Below are 16,401 nucleotides of genomic sequence, written 5' to 3'. Positions count from 1 at the left end.
CAATAAACCACCGTGAACTCAAGGAAAGGCCAACACCACAAAAACCACCACCAAAGCGCCGCGCAGGCAAAACACCCACCTTCACGCCTTCAAATACTGCTCCCGCGCCCCCAACCACCGCGCCAAATGCTGCATCACAACCTCAGGAAACTTCTCCAGCAAAACCGCCGCAGCCTCCCGCGCAGGCTCAATCAACCACTGATCATTCTGAAGATCAGCAAACCTCAACATCGCCGCCCCCGACTGCCGCGCCCCCAAAAACTCCCCCGGTCCACGAATCTCAAGATCCCGCCTCGCGATCTCAAAACCATCAGTCGTCTCCCGCATAGTCTGCAGCCGCGCCCGCGCGGTCATCGACAAAGGCCCGGTGTAAAGCAGCACACAAACCGAAGCCGCACTCCCACGCCCCACCCGTCCCCGCAACTGATGCAACTGCGCAAGCCCAAACCGCTCAGCATGCTCGATCACCATCAATGATGCATTCGGCACATCGACACCCACTTCGATCACCGTCGTCGCGACGAGCAACTGCACCTCATTGCGAGTAAACGCATCCATCACAGCGGCCTTTTCAGCCGGCGCAAGCCGCCCATGCACCAGACCGACATTCAGCTCAGGCAACGCGGCCACCAGCGTCTCATACGTCTCGACCGCAGTCTGCAACTGCAACGTCTCGCTTTCCTCGATCAGCGGACACACCCAGTACACCTGCCGCCCCGTCAGCGCGGCCTCGCGCACGCGCCCGATCACCTCCTCTCGCCGCGCGTCGGACACGAGCTTCGTCAGGATCGGCGTGCGTCCAGGCGGCAATTCGTCAATGGTCGAGACGTCGAGGTCGGCGTAATACGTCATTGCGAGCGTGCGCGGAATCGGCGTCGCGGACATCATCAATTGATGCGGCTGGAAGTCGCTTGCGCCATCGGCCGCGTTCTGCGCCTTGGCCCGCAGCGCGAGCCGTTGCGCCACGCCGAAGCGATGCTGTTCGTCGACGATCACGAGCCCGAGGCGCGCAAACTCGACCGCGTCCTGGATGATCGCGTGCGTGCCGATCACGAGTTGCGCCGTGCCGAGCGCGGCGGCTTCGATCGCGGCGCGCTTTTCTCTGGTCTTCAGACTGCCGGCCAGCCACGCGACGCTCACGCCGAGCGGCTCCAGCCAGCCGCGCAATTTGCGCGCGTGCTGTTCGGCGAGGATTTCGGTCGGCGCCATCAGCGCGGCCTGGTAGCCGGCGTCGATGGCCTGTGCCGCGGCCAGCGCGGCGACGATCGTCTTGCCGCTGCCGACGTCGCCCTGCAGGAGCCGCTGCATCGGATGGGGCTGGGTCAGATCGAGCGCGATCTCGCCGCCGACGCGCTCCTGCGCCGCCGTCAGCGAAAACGGCAGCGCCTTCAGCAAGCGCGCCACCAGCGCGGATTCGTCGCCCAGCTTGCGGCGCGGCATCGCCGGCGCGGCGCGCGTGCGGCGCTCGTCGTGCGCGCGCTTGAGCGACATCTGCTGCGCAAGCAATTCCTCGAACTTGATGCGCACCCAGGCCGGATGCGTGCCGTCGATCAATGCGGTCTCATCGGACTGCGCGCCCGGATGATGCAGCGTGCGCACGGCGTCCATCAGCGACGGCACGCCGAGCGGCTCCATAAACGTCCGCGCGACCGCCTCGGGCAACAACTCCGGCAGCGACGTGCGCGATAGCGCGTTGTCGATCGATTTGCGCAAATATGCCTGCGTCACGCCCGCGGTGCTCGGATAGACCGGCGTCAGCGCCTGCGGCAGCGGCGTGTCTTCGTCGACCACGCGCACGGCCGGATGCACCATCTCCATGCCGAAGAAACCGCCGCGCACATCACCACGCACCCGCAGCCGCGCGCCGATCGCCATCTGCTTGACCTGCGAGCCGTAGAAATTCAGAAAGCGCAACACGAGTTCGTCACCGGCGTTGTCGCGCAGTTTCACCAGCAACTGACGGCGCGGACGATAGGCAATCTCGTTGTCGAACACCACGCCTTCGGTTTGCGAAATGCCGCCCGGCAGCAGATGCCCGATCGGCGTCAGCGAGGTTTCGTCCTCGTAGCGCATGGGCAGATGCAGCACGAGGTCGATGTCGCGTGTGAGGCCGAGTTTGGCGAGCTTGTCGGCGGTTTTTTCGGCGGGCTTGGCCGCGGGCTTCGCGGACGATTTCGCGGAGGCCTTGGGCGCGGCCTTGCCGGCGGGTTTGTCGCCGAATATGTCGGCGGGCTTGCCGGCGCGCTGGTCGCCAGATGTATCAGCGGGCTCGTCACCCGCTGCGCCGCTGTCAGGAACGACTGTTTCGCGGTCCAGCGCCACGCCCGCGCCTGCTTCGCTTGACGCCGCCACCGCCTTGCCCCGCGAGACGCGGCGCTTGGGCTCGGCGCTCACTTCATCGGTAGCGGAGGGCAATCGGCGGTCGGACAAAGGCATGGGCTGCTTCGCAAGTACAATATCGGCTGTCAAAGGGTTCGGCGCCATACAGCGCGCGGGCTCGCGGGCCGCTCTGGCGTCCCGCAATCATAGCCGCCCGGCTCCGGCTTCGGCTCAATTCAGTTTCATTTCGCTTCCAGTCGTTCGCATGTTGACGCTTTCCGATTTCGATTTCGATCTGCCTCCCGAACTGATCGCGCAAGTCGCGCTGCCCGAGCGCAGCGCCAGCCGTCTGCTCGAGGTAGATCATCCAGCCGACGCCACCGGCCCGGCACGCCTGATCGACCGCCGCTTTGCCGAGTTGCCCGACTGCATCGCAGCCGGCGACCTGCTGGTCTTCAACGATACCAAAGTCCTGAAGGCGCGCTTCCTCGGCCAGAAGGCCAGTGGCGGCAAGATCGAAGTGCTGGTAGAGCGCCTCACCGGCGAGCGCACCGCGCTCGCGCAGATTCGTGCAAGCAAGAGCCCGCAGCCGGGCACCACGATCCGCCTGGCCGATGCTTTCGACGTCACGGTCGGCGAGCGCGTCGAGCCGTTCTACACGCTGCATTTTCCCGGCGACTGCCTGACGCTGATCGAGCAGTTCGGCCGCCTGCCGCTGCCGCCGTACATCGAGCACGATCCCGACGCGACCGACGAAACCCGCTATCAAACGGTGTTCGCGCAGAATCCGGGCGCGGTCGCCGCGCCCACGGCCGGCCTGCACTTCGACGACGCGCTGCTGGCCCGCCTCGACGCCAAAGGCGTGGAACGCGCGACGCTGACCCTGCACGTCGGCGCGGGCACGTTCCAGCCCGTGCGGGTCGAGAATCTCGCCGAACACAAGATGCACAGCGAGTGGTATCACCTGCCGCAATCGCTCGCCGACAAGATCGCGGCGACCCGCGCGCGCGGCAACCGCGTGATCGCGGTGGGCACGACCTCGATGCGCGCGCTCGAAGCCGCCGCGCGCGACGCCGAAGCCGCGGGCCGGCCGCTTGCCGCCGCCAGTACGGAAACCGACATTTTCATCACACCGGGCTATAAATTCCGCGTGGTCGACCGGCTCGTCACCAATTTCCATCTGCCGAAGTCGACGCTGCTGATGCTCGTGTCGGCGTTCGCGGGCGTTGAAACGATTCGCGAGACGTATCGCCATGCAATCGAGCAGCGTTACCGCTTCTTCAGTTACGGCGACGCGATGCTGCTCACGCGGCGCGACGCTTGAAGTCAGAGACGCCTTCAGTTTTTGCAGTTCCTCAAGCCGCCGCGAGCCCTTCCGGCGGCGTTTCAACATTGCGCCGGACTGTTCTCCGGTAGCGCAGGAGTTATTTCATGACCGACGGTCATCAGTCGCACGACACGACTTTCGAGCGCCCTGACAAGGGCCTCAATTTCGAACTACTCGGCGTCGACGGGCTGGCCCGCCGCGGCCGAGTCACGCTGAATCACGGCGTGGTGGAAACGCCGATTTTCATGCCGGTCGGCACCTACGGCACCGTGAAGGCCGTGCAGCCGCGCGAGCTGGAGGAAATGCACGCGCAGATCATCCTCGGCAACACTTTCCACCTGTGGCTGCGCCCGGGTCTGGAAACGATCGAGGCGCACGGCGGCCTGCACGGCTTCATGGGCTGGAAGAAACCGATTCTCACCGATTCGGGCGGCTTTCAAGTCTTTTCGCTCGGCGATCTGCGCAAGATCACCGAAGATGGCGTCACGTTCGCGTCGCCGATCAACGGCGACAAGCTCTTCCTGTCGCCTGAAGTGTCGATGCAGATCCAGAAGGTGCTGAACTCCGACATCGTCATGCAGTTCGACGAATGCACGCCGTACGCGACCAATAACGTGCCGACCTCGCACAAGGAAGCGGCCGATTCGATGCGCATGTCGATGCGCTGGGCACAGCGCTCCATCGACGAATTCCGCAAGCTGGGCAATCCGAACGCGCTGTTCGGCATCGTTCAGGGGGGCATGTTCGACGACTTGCGCGACGAGTCGCTGGCGGGGCTCGCGGAGAAGGATTTCCACGGTCTGGCGATTGGCGGCCTGTCGGTCGGCGAACCGAAGGAAGACATGATGCGCGTGCTGAACCACATCGGCCCGAAGCTGCCGGCCAACAAGCCGCACTACCTGATGGGCGTCGGCACGCCGGAAGATCTGGTGGCAGGCGTCGCCGCCGGCGTCGACATGTTCGATTGCGTGATGCCGACCCGCAATGCGCGCAACGGCTGGCTCTTCACGCGTTTCGGCGATGTCAAGATCCGCAATGCCGCGCACAAGAATTCGCTGCGCCCGCTCGACGAGCAATGCGGCTGCTACACCTGCCGAAATTTCACTCGCGGCTACCTGCATCATCTGCATCGTGTAGGAGAAATCCTCGGCGCGCAGTTGAACACGATTCACAACCTGCATTACTACCTCGAACTGATGCAGGAAATCCGCGACGCAATCGACGCGAAAATGTTCGAGCCCTTCCGCAAACGCTTTCACGAGAACCGCGCGCGCGGCACCGTCGAGGCGCCATGACGGCGCGGGGCAACGGATTCAGCCGAAGAATCCGTCCGCCTCGCGAGGAAAACCTTACAATCAACTTTCGCTGGCAGCGAAAAAGGCTTTAAACGGTTGATCGCAAAGCTGATTCGCCGCGCCGAGGCGCGTCAGGCCGGTGGTAGAATAACCGGCTGATTTTTTTGATCGTTTTGACTTATAACGGAGAGACCAACGTGTCGTTCATTTCCAATGCCTTCGCCCAAGGCACAGCAACAGGTGGCATTGAATCGAACCTGATGAGCTTCCTGCCGCTGATCCTGATGTTCGGCGTGCTGTACTTCATCATGATTCGCCCGCAAATGAAGCGCCAGAAGGAACATCGCAACATGCTCGCCGCCATGGCCAAGGGCGATGAAGTGGTGACGAATGGCGGCATCGTCGGCAAGGTGACCAAGGTAGGCGAAGCTTACGTCGGCGTCGAAATCTCGGAAGGCACGGAAATCACCGTGCAAAAAGCGTCGGTCACGACGATTCTCCCGAAGGGCACGATCAAGTCGCTGTAAGGCCTGCTCTCTCGCGTCCGGCGCGGCCTCGCCGGCGGTTTATGCAATCCAACGCTGAATCGCCCGCGCTCATCGCCGGACGCATCGCTTCCAAGCCAACCTTCCCGTTGGACCACTCATGAATCGCTACCCCCTCTGGAAATACGCCGTGATGCTGGTGGCTCTGGTCATCGGCCTCGTGTACACGCTGCCCAATCTGTTCGGCGAAGCGCCGGCGGTGCAGGTGTCGAGCGGCAAGGCCACGGTCAAGCTCGACTCGACCACGCTGTCGGCGGTCGAAGCTGCGCTCGCCGCGAATCAGATCAAGCCGGACGACGTCACCTTCGACAACTCGGCGACCAACGCGAACATCCGCGTGCGTCTGCCGGACACCGACACGCAATTACGCGTGAAGGACCTGCTGCAGAAGTCGCTGAACAGCGACCCGACCGACCCGCAGTTCGTCGTGGCGCTGAACCTGCAAAGCGCGTCGCCGCGCTGGCTGACCGCCTTGCACGCGCTGCCGATGTACCTCGGTCTCGATCTGCGCGGCGGCGTCCACTTCCTGCTGCAGGTCGACATGGCCGGCGCGCTGAACAAGAAGCTCGATTCGGACGCTTCGGACGCGCGCACGCTGCTGCGTGACAAGAACATCCGCGACGGCGGCGTGAACCGCGTCAACCAGTCGGTGGTGATCAATTTCGCCGACCAGGCGACGGCGGACAACGCAACCAAACAACTGGGCCGCGGCATCAGCGAACTCCAGTGGGCCTCGCAGCCCGGCCCGGACGGCGGCGTGCAACTGGTCGGCACGTTCACGCCGGCGGTGCAGAAAGCCGTGCAGGACGCCGCGCTCAAGCAGAACATCACCACGCTGCATAACCGCGTGAACGAACTCGGCGTGGCCGAGCCGGTGATCCAGCAGCAAGGCTCGGACCGCATCGTGGTCGAACTGCCGGGCGTGCAGGACACGGCGAAGGCGAAGGACATCATCGGCCGCACGGCCACGCTCGAAGCGCGCCTCGCCGATCCGGTCAACACGCATCCGAATCCGAACGATCCGGTGCCGCCAGGCGACGAGCTGTTCACGCAAGGCAATCAGACGCCGGTGCTGCTGCGCAAGCAGATCATCTTCACGGGCGACCGGATTATCGACGCGTCGGCGGGCTTCGACGAACATCAACGTCCTTCCGTCAACATCCGTCTGGATTCGGCCGGCGGCCGCGCGGTGGCCAGCATCTCGCGCGACAACATCGGCAAGCCGATGGCCATGGTGCTGTTCGAAAAGGGCAAGGGCGAAGTGCTGACGGTGGCGACCATCCAGTCGGAACTGGGCGACCGCTTCCAGATCACCGGCCAGGCCACGCCGCAAGGCGCCGCCGACCTCGCGCTGCTGCTGCGCGCCGGTTCGCTGGCCGCGCCGATGGACATCATCGAAGAACGCACGATCGGCCCGAGCCTCGGCGCGGACAACATCAAGAAGGGCTTCCACTCGGTGGTGTGGGGCTTCGCGGCGATCGCCGTCTTCATGATCGCGTACTACATGCTGTTCGGCGTGATCTCGATGATCGGCCTGTCGGTCAACCTGCTGCTGCTGATCGCCGTGCTGTCCATGCTGCAGGCCACGCTCACCTTGCCGGGTATCGCGGCTATCGCGCTCGCGCTCGGTATGGCGATCGACGCGAACGTGCTGATCAACGAACGCGTGCGTGAAGAACTGCGCCACGGCGCGCCGCCGCAACTGGCCATCCAGAACGGCTACGCGCACGCCTGGGCGACGATTCTCGACTCGAACGTCACCACGCTGATCGCCGGTATCGCACTGCTCGCGTTCGGCTCAGGGCCGGTGCGCGGCTTTGCGATCGTGCACTGTATCGGCATTCTGACGTCGATGTTCTCGGCCGTGTTCTTCTCGCGCGGCATCGTCAACCTCTGGTACGGCGGCAAGAAGAAGCTGAAGTCGCTGGCCATCGGCCAGGTGTGGCGTCCGGATACGGTGCCCGCGGGCTCGGCCGCTTACCTCGGCAGCGAAGACGCCGCGACCGACACCGCGCAAGCCGTCGCCGCGGTCACCGCCAAGCCGTCGAAGGCCAAGGCAGCGGTCGCGCAAGCACGTGCCGGCAAGCCGACCGTGCGCCGCCGCAACGCGCCGGGTTCGTCGCCGGGTTCCTCGAGCACGCCGCAGAAACCGGGTTCATCCCGCTGAGTCCCGGAGAACAAGACCATGGAATTTTTCCGTTTTCGCAAAGACATTCCGTTCATGCAGCGTGCGTTGATTTTCAACGCGATCTCGCTGCTGACGTTCCTTGCTGCTGTGTTCTTCCTAGTGCATCGCGGGCTGCATCTGTCGGTGGAGTTCACCGGCGGCACCGTCATCGAAGTGCAGTATCCGGGCGCCGCGCCGCTGGAGCCGGTGCGCGGCACGCTGGGCAAACTCGGTTATGCCGACGCCCAGGTGCAGAACTTCGGCACCTCGCGCGACGTGCTGATCCGTCTGCCGCTCAAGCAGGGCTATACGTCCGCGCAACAGAGTGATCAGGTGATGACCGCGCTGAAGGCCGAGACTCCGCAGGTGCAACTGCAGCGTGTCGAGTTCGTCGGCCCGCAGGTCGGCAAGGAACTCGCCACCGACGGCCTGCTCGCGCTGGCCTGTGTGGTGGTCGGCATCGTGATCTACCTGTCGTTCCGCTTCGAATGGAAGTACGCGGTGGCCGGCGTGATCGCGAACTTGCACGACGTGATCATCATTCTCGGCTTCTTCGCGTTCTTCCAGTGGGAGTTCTCGCTGTCGGTGCTGGCCGCGGTGCTGGCAGTGCTCGGCTACTCGGTGAACGAATCGGTGGTTATCTTCGACCGGATTCGTGAGACCTTCCGCCGCGAGCGCAAGCTGACCGTGATCGAGGTGATCAACCACGCGATCACCAGCACGATGTCGCGAACCATCATCACCCACGGCTGTACGCAGATGATGGTGCTGTCGATGTTCCTGTTCGGCGGCCCGACGCTGCACTACTTCGCCTTGGCGCTGACGGTCGGTATTCTGTTCGGTATCTACTCGTCGGTGTTCGTCGCCGCGGCGCTCGCCATGTGGTTCGGCGTGAAGCGCGAAGACCTGATCAAGGACAAGAAGGATCGCACCGATTCCGACGATCCGAACGCAGGCGCGCAAGTCTGATTCTGTTGTAGTTTCAGACCTCGCAATGCAAAAGGCCGGTTCATCACGAACCGGCCTTTTGCGTTTACCGCCGCCCTTGTTTGCCGCCCCGCCGCGCTGTCCAGCAGCGAGACAACGCGGCGTCCGCTTCAGCGAAAGCCTAGCTTACGCCGCGCGGCCATCAGCGCGACGAGGCTCACGATCGCGGCGAAAATCAGGTAGTAACTCGGCGCGGCCTTCGAGCCCGTAAAGCTGATCAGCCACGCGATGATGAACGGCCCGAAGCCGCCGAAGATCGTCACGGCAATGTTATAAGCCAGCGACATGCCAGTCGTGCGCGTTTGCACCGGGAACATCTCCGAGAGCAGCCCTGGCAGCGCCGCGAAATAGCCGGTCATCAGAAAGCCGAACACGATCTGCATGGTGATCAAGGTGCCGAAGGTCGGATGCGCGACCAGATACACGAAGGCCGGGTAGATGAGGACAAGCAGCAGCAGCGCCGACGTCAGCATGATCGTGGTGCGTCCGTGCCGGTCCGACAGATGGCCGATCAGCGGCGAGAACACCATCTGGATCAAACCGGTCAGCGCGATCGCCGCGAACGCGACGGACGGCGCCAGTCCCAATTGCTTCACGCCGAATGTCGGCATGAACAGCACCAGATAGGTCGACACCGTGCCGAGCACCACCACGCCGATCGCGATCAGGAGGCGCAATTTCTGGCTGGTGAAGGTGTCGCGCAGCGGCGTCTCGGTCGTTTCGGCCGCGAGAAACTCGGGCGTCTCGTCGAGCTTCGTGCGGATGTACCACGCGACCGGCCCGATCAGCAGACCAAAAATGAACGGCACACGCCACCCCCAGGAACCCATCTGTTCGGGCGACAGCTTGCCGGTAAGCAGCACGCCGAAGCCGGCGGCGAGCAGCGTAGTGAGCCCCTGGCTCGCCACCTGCCAGCTCGCGAAGAAGCCGCGCCGCCCCGGCACATGCTCCGCAAGAAACGCGGTGGCGCTGCCGAACTCGCCGCCGGCCGAAAAGCCTTGCATCAAACGCGCCAACACGAGAATCACCGGCGCGGCGAGGCCGATACTTTGATAGGTCGGCAGGATCGCGATAATCAGCGTGCCGGCCATCATCAGCAGGATCGAGAGCGTGAGCGCCGCCTTGCGGCCGGCGCGGTCGGCGTATGCGCCGATCACGATCGCGCCGAGCGGCCGCATGAAGAACGACACGCCGAATGTGCCGAGCGTGAGGAGCAGCGAGACCGTGTCGTTACCGGCCGGGAAAAACAGCTTCGCGATGATCACCGCGAAAAAACCGTACACCACCAGATCGAACCATTCCAGCGCGTTACCGATCGAGGCCGCGATCACCGCGCGCCACGAATTCTGCCGGCTCCCCGCCAGGCTTGCTGCCGTCGTTGCGTTCATGCAGATCTCCAAGTCGCGCGAAATATTATTCATGTTGGCTGACGCCTGAAACGCCCGACTGGATGCGCGCACAACCAATACGGTGCCTGCGCTCTATGTACCCGAAAAATTAATACGACGCGAGTGCGAAATTGCGCTATGCCGCCGAATAAGGCTTCCAGCGTGTCAGACGGCCAAGAAAAAACCGCTTCATCGCAAAAGCGAACGAAGCGGTTTTTTTGTTGCGGCGCAATGCGCCGCGCAACTCAATAGCCCAACTCAAAAGACGCGTTAGGCCCTTATTGCTTGATGCCTTCGGATTGAATGTGCAGCTTGGTATCCATGCTGAAGCCGTATTTGGTGCCGAAATCCATGCCGTAGTCGGCGCGGCTGAAATGCGCGCTCGCTTCTACGCCGCACACTTCGCGCTTGAGCATCGGATGCGGCATGCACTTGAACGAATCGATCTTCAGATTCAGCGGCTTGGTGACGCCGTGCATCGTCAGGTTGCCGATCACTTCGACCGGCTTGTCGCCGTCGAACTTGATGTCGGTGCCCTTATAAGTCGCCGACGGATACTTGGCGACGTCGAAGAACTCGTTCGACTTCAGATGCTCGTCGAGCTTGCCGTTGCCCGTTTCGATCGACGCCGGATCGACCGTCACGTCGACCGTGCCGGTTTTCGCCGCGCGGTCGAGCGTGACCGTGCCGGAACTCTTGGTGAACTTGCCGCGCCACACCGAGAGGCCGCCGAAGTGATCCGCCTCGAAGCTCGGATACGTGTGGGTCGGGTCGAGCTGATAGGTATCCGCGGCCGCGAACGCGCCGAACGAGAAAGAAGAAGCCAGCGCGCCGACGGCGATCAACATGGATGTTTTCAATTCAAGCTCCTGGGTTCTGGAAAAAAGGCTGCCGCGCCCGAACGGCGCGGCACATGTCACTTATGTGCTGCAACGATATGAAACTTGATGACGACCTCGTCGGCGACCACGGAGGTGTCCTTCCATTCGCCGGTGCCGATGTCGAATTGCGAGCGCTTGATCGGCAGCGACCCGTCGAAGGTTTGCACGGCGCCCTGCTGGGACACCGTGACCGGCACCACCACCGTCTGCGATTTACCCTTGATGGTCAGCTTGCCGGTCACCTTGAACTGGTTGCCGCCGGCCGGCGCGATCGCGCTCGAGACGAAGGTGGCGCTCGGATACGTCTTCGCGTCGAACCAGTCCTTGCCGCGCACCTGGTCGTTGTAGCTTTCGTCGCCGAGATCGTAGCTGGCCACGTCGATGCTGAGCTGCGCAGTGCCGTCGGCCGGTTTGGCCGGATCGAACTTGAGCTGCGCGTTGAACTTGCCGAACTTGCCTTCCACCGGCACGTTCATCTGCTTCGACGTGGCCGTCACCGAACTCTTTGCGACGTCGACTTGCGCGAGAGCGCTGCCGGCCACCGTCAGCGAGGTCGCGGCGAAAGCGGCGAGCATGTAGCGATAAAACGAGACCTTCATGGTTGTCCTTATTTGAGGAAAGGGAGCATGCGCGAGAGCAGGCCGTCGCGATCCAGCCATTGATGCTTGAGCGCGGCCGCGACGTGCAACGCGACCAGCACGAGCAAGGTGTAATTCAGCGTGATGTGCACGTTCTTCAGGAGTTCCTTGAGATGCGGGTCCGGCGCAATCAGGCGCGGCAGCGGAATCAGCCCGAGGTACACCACCGGTATGTTGGCCGCCGAGCTATACAGATAGCCCGAGGCGGGAATCGCGATCATCAGCACGTACAGCAGCAGGTGCACGAGATGCGCGGCGCCGCGCTGCCAGACCGGCATGCGGCGCGGCATCACGGGGGCCGCGTGCGTGGCGCGCCACAGAATGCGCAGGACGGCGAGCGCGAACACCGTCACACCGATCCATTTGTGCCACGAGAAGTACTTCAGCTTGGTGGGCGTGAAGCCCGGGATATCGGTCATCACCCAGCCGAGCGCGAAGCCGCACACGATCAGCAACGCGATCAGCCAATGCAAGGCGATGGCAGTCCGCGTGTACGACTCCCGGCTGCTGAATGAAGGATTGAGTGCCATGACAGGTCAACGCAAGCTAAGTGAGGTTAACGGCGCAGCCCGCACTGCTATTCCAGGTACCGATGCGCAGCGCATCGGCGCGTACGATCGGACCATGCCTGCTGCGGCACGCGCCAAGGCGGCCATGCTACCCCAATCGGAAAAAACTGGCTGCGGCCCGCTGATATGCCGCCGACCGGCCGCTCCAGCGACATGGCCCCATATTGAACAATTGGGGACGGAGGCTGTCAGAGTTATACCGAATCCATGTAGGATCAACCGTCCGCCGAAAAGGCCGTCCCGGCCCACGGTCCGCAGCCCGTGCGACTGTCTGTGCGACGGCCGGGCGCGTTTTGGTACTATTACCCCACCCTTTTATCAGACCTGCCATAGAACGGGCATTGCACGCTTCCCCTCACACCGTCGGCCCTTTGCCCTATGGACCATGACAATCTGATCGCGTGCCATGAATGCGATACGCTGTTCCGCAAGCCGCGGCTTGTCGGGCGCACGGTCGCGCGCTGTCCGCGTTGCGGAGCGACGCTCTATCGCGGCGTGTCCCGCAAGCTCGACGCCATCAGCGCGATGACGCTCGGCGCGCTGATCACTTTCCTGATCGCGCAGGGCTTCCCGATCGTCGAACTCGAAGCCAACGGCATTACCTCGCAGACCACGCTGTTCGGCGCGCTCGTCGCGCTGTGGGGCGAGGAGATGCAGATTGTCGCGATCATGGTGTTCTGCTCGACCATTCTGTTTCCGCTGACCGAGCTCGTCGCGCTGCTCTATGTGCTGATCCCGCTGCGCGCAGGCTATGTGCCGCCCGCCTTCAACCAGGTGCTGCGCGCCATTCAGTTCGTGCGCCCGTGGGGCATGATCGAAGTGTTCATGCTCGGCGTGCTGATCACGATCGTGAAGATGGTCAGCCTCGCGCGCGTGATTCCGGAAGCGGCGCTGTTCGCGTTCGGCGTGCTCACGCTGATGTTCGCGGTGGTGGTCACGTTCGATCCGCGCATTCTGTGGGACCTCGCCGACGAACTCGGCGCCCTCAACCAGCGGCCGCTGCCGCGCACCTCCGCCGATAGCGCGGCGGCCGCCGTCAGTTCGGTCGCCGGACCGCCCGCGCCGCCCGAGGTGCACGCCGCGGCAGCGCCCGACGTGCAGACTGCACCGTCCGCCTTGCCGTCGGCCGCGCCGCCGGCGCCACCGGTGCCACGCCGAGGATGAGCACGCCATGAAATACGTCACCGCGAAACGCGCGGGCCTGCTCAGTTGTCATGCGTGCGGACGCGTCGAACCGCGCATCCGCTCCGTCACGCCGCAGCACTGCGGACGCTGCGGCTCGCGCCTGCACTCGCGCAACCCCGACAGCCTCATGCGCACCTGGGCGCTGCTGATCGCCGCCGCGCTCCTGTATATTCCCGCGAATCTGCTGCCGGTGATGCACACCTCGTCGCTGCTCGGTTCCGAAGACGACACCATCATGAGCGGCGTCGTCTATTTCTGGACCTCGGGCGACTGGCCGCTGGCGGTGATCGTGTTCATCGCCAGCATCATGGTGCCGATGCTCAAGCTGAGCGTGCTCGTGCTGCTCACCGTCACGGCGCAGCGCCATTCGCGCTGGCGGCCCGACCAGCGCACCACGCTTTACCGGATGGTCGAGCGGATCGGGCGCTGGTCGATGCTCGACGTGTTCGTCGTCACGCTGACCGTCGCGCTGGTGCGCTTCAAATCGCTTGCCGTCATTACGGCCGGCCCCGGGGCGATCGCCTTCGGCTCGGTGGTGATTCTGACCATGATGGCCTCCATGCAATTCGATCCCCGACTCATCTGGGATGACGTGGAAGGCGGCGTGAACGGCAGTACCCAAAAACCTCAGGATCTCAAACATGACTAGCCCGCAAGAACCGACGCCCGCCTCCGATGCGCCGCGCAACGATTCGAACGGACCGAAGCTTCCGCCCCAACTCCCAGACCCTGAAATTGAGCCGCGCAGCCGCTGGCTGCCTTCCCTCGTCTGGGTGATTCCGCTGATCGCCGCGCTGATCGGCATCGCGCTCGTGATCAAATCGGTGACCGAAAGAGGCCCGACTATCACGATCAGCTTCATCAGCGCCGAAGGCCTCGAACCCGGCAAGACCAAGGTGAAGTACAAGGACGTCGACGTCGGCTCGGTGAAGACCATCACGCTGTCGAAAGATCTGTCCCACGTGCTGGTGCAGGTGCAATTGACCAAGGAAGGCGAAGATTTCGCGGTCAAGGATTCGCGTTTCTGGGTGGTGCGGCCGCGCGTCGGCGCGAGCGGCGTGTCGGGTCTCACCACGCTGCTCTCGGGCGCGTACATCGGCGCGGACGCCGGGCATTCGCCGGATAGCGAGAAGAATTTCGTCGGCCTCGAAACGCCGCCGCCGATTACCGGCGACCAGAAGGGCCACCAGTTCGTCCTGCACGGCGACTCGCTCGGCTCGATCGACATCGGCTCGCCGATCTTCTACCGGCGCGTGCAGGTCGGCCAGGTGGTCGGCTTCTCGCTCGACAAGGACGGCACCGGCGTGACCATGCAGGTCTTCGTGTCCGCGCCGTTCGACCAGTACGTCGGCACCAATTCGCGCTGGTGGCATGCAAGCGGCGTCGATCTGCGGCTCGATTCCAGCGGCTTCAAGCTGAACACGCAGTCGCTGGCCACGGTGATCGTGGGCGGCTTGTCGTTCCAGTCGCCGCCGGGTCAGGGCGTGGGCGCGCAGGCGCCGAACAACATGACGTTCCGGCTCGGCTCCGACGAAGCGGATGCGATGCGCGAACCGGATGGCGTGCCATTGCGCGTAGTGATGAATTTCAACCAGTCGCTGCGTGGGCTGTCGGTCGGCGCGCCGGTCGATTTCCGCGGCATCGTGCTGGGCCAGGTGACCAACATCAGCATCGACTACGATCCGAAAACGCGCAGCTTCACGATGCCGGTGACCATGAACCTGTACCCCGACCGTCTCGGCAAGCGCTTCCGCGAGACCGCGCCGGTGCCGGGCACGCTCGCCGGTCAAACGCTCTTGCAACAGCTCGTCAAGCACGGTTTGCGCGGCCAGTTGCGCACCGGCAATCTGATCACGAGCCAGTTGTATGTGGCGCTGGATATCTTCCCGAAGGCGCCGCCGGCGACCGTCGACGTGGCGAGCGATCCGCTCGAACTGCCGACGATTCCGAACACGCTCGACGAGTTGCAGCTTCAGGTCGCCGACATTGCGAAGAAGCTCGACAAGGTGCCGTTCGACCAGATCGGCAACAACCTCAACAGCGCGCTGAAGAACGCCGATCAGCTCTTCACACGACTCGACAAGGAAGTCGTGCCGCAGGCTCGCGACACGCTCGCGGCGGCGAAGCAGACCTTCGGTTCGGCCGAGGCGACGTTGCAGCAGGATTCGCCGTTGCAGTCGGATGTTCATCAGGCGTTGCAGGAATTGACGCGCACATTGCAGTCGCTGAATGCGCTGTCGGATTATCTGGAGCGTCACCCCGAATCGCTGTTGCGCGGTAAATCAGGAGATAAACCATGATGTTTGCCCGGCTCCCCCGCCCGCCGCGCGGGCTCGTGCGCGGCGCTTTTGTTGCCGGCGCTCTGGCCGGACTCGTGGCGCTGGCGGCGTGCTCGTCGCCTTCGAGCCGCTTTTATACGCTGGGGGCCGACAGTACTTCCGGCTCCGTCGCGCCGGTCAGTGCCCGGACCTCGGCCGCGCCGGCGTGGCTGATCGAAGTTGCGCCGATCGACGTGCCGCCGCAGGTATCGAAGAATCAGCTGGTCGTGCAGACGGGACCGACGCAGGTCAAAGTGCTCGAAGAAGAGCGCTGGGCCTCGCTGCCGGGCGACGAGATCCGCCGGGCTTTGTCGACGAGTCTGACGCAGCAGCTCAACACGATCGATGTGTATGGGACCGCTTATCCGGATGGGACGCCGGTGTATCGGGTCAGCATGAATGTGCAGCGGTTCGAGTCATGGCCCGGTTCGCATGCGTTGATCGATGCGGTGTGGAGTGTGCGGGCCGTGCGCAGTACTGCGGTGATGACTTGCCGGAGTGTGGTGAGTGAGCCGGTTAGCGGTGGGTATGACGCGCTGGTTGAGGGGCATCGGCGGGCGTTGCAGGAAATCTCCGCGCAAGTTGCTTCGGCTGTGCAGGCTATGGCGGCTTCGGCTCCGCAGGGTAAGGGTGCGTCCGCTGGCAAAGTTGCGGCTGTAGCTACGCCGCCTTGTCCTTCTGCGGGTGGAGCGGCTGTCGCCGGCAGTTGAAGGTTTTTGGTTCGCCGCAGCGATTTGATTTGGCTGTGGTCTTCGCGGTGTTGGCCTTTCCTTGAATTCATG

At 63.7% G+C, this 16,401-nt stretch carries 14 protein-coding genes; 9 read left to right on the top strand and 5 right to left on the bottom strand.

Going from position 1 to position 16,401, the window contains the following annotated elements; translation table 11 throughout:
- Nucleotides 1–81: 81 nt before the first annotated feature.
- Entirely contained in the window at nt 82–2,436 is a 2,355-nt protein-coding gene (gene recG / locus P0D80_RS46450) for an ATP-dependent DNA helicase RecG (protein ID WP_408294581.1), read from the bottom strand.
- A gap of 148 nt (nt 2,437–2,584) precedes the next feature.
- Between recG and queA the strand changes: the two genes are divergently transcribed.
- The 5 genes from queA to secF all read left to right on the top strand — a co-directional run bounded on the left by queA (nt 2,585) and on the right by secF (nt 8,622).
- On the top strand, nt 2,585–3,643 hold the full coding sequence (gene queA / locus P0D80_RS46445) for a tRNA preQ1(34) S-adenosylmethionine ribosyltransferase-isomerase QueA (protein WP_408294578.1): 1,059 nt from the start codon (nt 2,585–2,587) through the stop codon (nt 3,641–3,643).
- Between the two features lie 107 nt (nt 3,644–3,750).
- Complete coding sequence (gene tgt, locus P0D80_RS46440; protein ID WP_408294575.1) at nt 3,751–4,941, top strand: tRNA guanosine(34) transglycosylase Tgt; 1,191 nt, start codon at nt 3,751–3,753, stop codon at nt 4,939–4,941.
- A gap of 197 nt (nt 4,942–5,138) precedes the next feature.
- On the top strand, nt 5,139–5,468 hold the full coding sequence (gene yajC / locus P0D80_RS46435; RefSeq protein ID WP_007179286.1) for a preprotein translocase subunit YajC: 330 nt from the start codon (nt 5,139–5,141) through the stop codon (nt 5,466–5,468).
- A 118-nt stretch (nt 5,469–5,586) separates the two neighbouring features.
- Nucleotides 5,587–7,653: a protein translocase subunit SecD gene (gene secD / locus P0D80_RS46430; RefSeq protein ID WP_408294572.1), complete on the top strand. Its 2,067-nt coding sequence runs from the start codon at nt 5,587–5,589 to the stop codon at nt 7,651–7,653.
- An 18-nt stretch (nt 7,654–7,671) separates the two neighbouring features.
- Complete coding sequence (secF, locus tag P0D80_RS46425; protein WP_132376020.1) at nt 7,672–8,622, top strand: protein translocase subunit SecF; 951 nt, start codon at nt 7,672–7,674, stop codon at nt 8,620–8,622.
- Between the two features lie 128 nt (nt 8,623–8,750).
- Here secF and P0D80_RS46420 read toward each other — a convergent pair whose 3' ends face one another.
- The 4 genes from P0D80_RS46420 to P0D80_RS46405 form a co-directional block, all read right to left on the bottom strand.
- On the bottom strand, nt 8,751–10,028 hold the full coding sequence (locus P0D80_RS46420) for an MFS transporter (protein WP_132376021.1): 1,278 nt from the start codon (nt 10,026–10,028) through the stop codon (nt 8,751–8,753).
- Between the two features lie 278 nt (nt 10,029–10,306).
- Nucleotides 10,307–10,876, bottom strand: a complete 570-nt coding sequence (locus P0D80_RS46415; protein WP_132376981.1) for a YceI family protein — start codon at nt 10,874–10,876, stop codon at nt 10,307–10,309.
- Between the two features lie 68 nt (nt 10,877–10,944).
- Nucleotides 10,945–11,508, bottom strand: coding sequence for a YceI family protein (locus tag P0D80_RS46410; RefSeq protein WP_132376022.1), 564 nt, complete (start codon nt 11,506–11,508; stop codon nt 10,945–10,947).
- Between the two features lie 8 nt (nt 11,509–11,516).
- Nucleotides 11,517–12,077, bottom strand: coding sequence for a cytochrome b (locus P0D80_RS46405; RefSeq protein ID WP_132376023.1), 561 nt, complete (start codon nt 12,075–12,077; stop codon nt 11,517–11,519).
- Nucleotides 12,078–12,494: 417 nt separating this feature from the next.
- On the opposite strand from P0D80_RS46405, the gene P0D80_RS46400 reads away from it, so the two are divergent.
- The 4 genes from P0D80_RS46400 to P0D80_RS46385 are packed head-to-tail and all read left to right on the top strand — an operon-like array spanning nt 12,495 to nt 16,329.
- Nucleotides 12,495–13,280, top strand: coding sequence for a paraquat-inducible protein A (locus P0D80_RS46400; protein WP_408183323.1), 786 nt, complete (start codon nt 12,495–12,497; stop codon nt 13,278–13,280).
- Between the two features lie 7 nt (nt 13,281–13,287).
- Nucleotides 13,288–13,950, top strand: a complete 663-nt coding sequence (locus tag P0D80_RS46395) for a paraquat-inducible protein A (RefSeq protein ID WP_132376025.1) — start codon at nt 13,288–13,290, stop codon at nt 13,948–13,950.
- Entirely contained in the window at nt 13,943–15,601 is a 1,659-nt protein-coding gene (locus P0D80_RS46390) for a PqiB family protein (RefSeq protein ID WP_408183321.1), read from the top strand. Before P0D80_RS46395 ends, P0D80_RS46390 begins: the two co-directional genes overlap by 8 nt.
- Entirely contained in the window at nt 15,598–16,329 is a 732-nt protein-coding gene (locus P0D80_RS46385; protein ID WP_132376027.1) for a PqiC family protein, read from the top strand. The genes P0D80_RS46390 and P0D80_RS46385 overlap by 4 nt, the downstream gene beginning before the upstream one ends.
- Nucleotides 16,330–16,401 lie beyond the last annotated feature (72 nt).

This window comes from Paraburkholderia sp. RL17-373-BIF-A (genome assembly GCF_046030175.1).
Taxonomy (GTDB): Bacteria; Pseudomonadota; Gammaproteobacteria; order Burkholderiales; family Burkholderiaceae; genus Paraburkholderia.
The sequence above is the reverse complement of the archived record's forward strand: the minus strand, read 5'-3'. Positions and strand labels throughout refer to the sequence as shown.

Bases quoted from the DNA above. Each gene is read 5' to 3' on its own strand.
- recG (WP_408294581.1), bottom strand. From the start codon at position 2,436: ATGCCTTTGTCCGACCGCCGATTGCCCTCCGCTACCGATGAAGTGAGC.
- queA (WP_408294578.1), top strand. From the start codon at position 2,585: ATGTTGACGCTTTCCGATTTCGATTTCGATCTGCCTCCCGAACTGATC.
- tgt (WP_408294575.1), top strand. From the start codon at position 3,751: ATGACCGACGGTCATCAGTCGCACGACACGACTTTCGAGCGCCCTGAC.
- secD (WP_408294572.1), top strand. From the start codon at position 5,587: ATGAATCGCTACCCCCTCTGGAAATACGCCGTGATGCTGGTGGCTCTG.
- secF (WP_132376020.1), top strand. From the start codon at position 7,672: ATGGAATTTTTCCGTTTTCGCAAAGACATTCCGTTCATGCAGCGTGCG.
- P0D80_RS46420 (WP_132376021.1), bottom strand. From the start codon at position 10,028: ATGAACGCAACGACGGCAGCAAGCCTGGCGGGGAGCCGGCAGAATTCG.
- P0D80_RS46415 (WP_132376981.1), bottom strand. From the start codon at position 10,876: ATGTTGATCGCCGTCGGCGCGCTGGCTTCTTCTTTCTCGTTCGGCGCG.
- P0D80_RS46410 (WP_132376022.1), bottom strand. From the start codon at position 11,508: ATGAAGGTCTCGTTTTATCGCTACATGCTCGCCGCTTTCGCCGCGACC.
- P0D80_RS46405 (WP_132376023.1), bottom strand. From the start codon at position 12,077: ATGGCACTCAATCCTTCATTCAGCAGCCGGGAGTCGTACACGCGGACT.
- P0D80_RS46400 (WP_408183323.1), top strand. From the start codon at position 12,495: ATGGACCATGACAATCTGATCGCGTGCCATGAATGCGATACGCTGTTC.
- P0D80_RS46395 (WP_132376025.1), top strand. From the start codon at position 13,288: ATGAAATACGTCACCGCGAAACGCGCGGGCCTGCTCAGTTGTCATGCG.
- P0D80_RS46390 (WP_408183321.1), top strand. From the start codon at position 13,943: ATGACTAGCCCGCAAGAACCGACGCCCGCCTCCGATGCGCCGCGCAAC.
- P0D80_RS46385 (WP_132376027.1), top strand. From the start codon at position 15,598: ATGATGTTTGCCCGGCTCCCCCGCCCGCCGCGCGGGCTCGTGCGCGGC.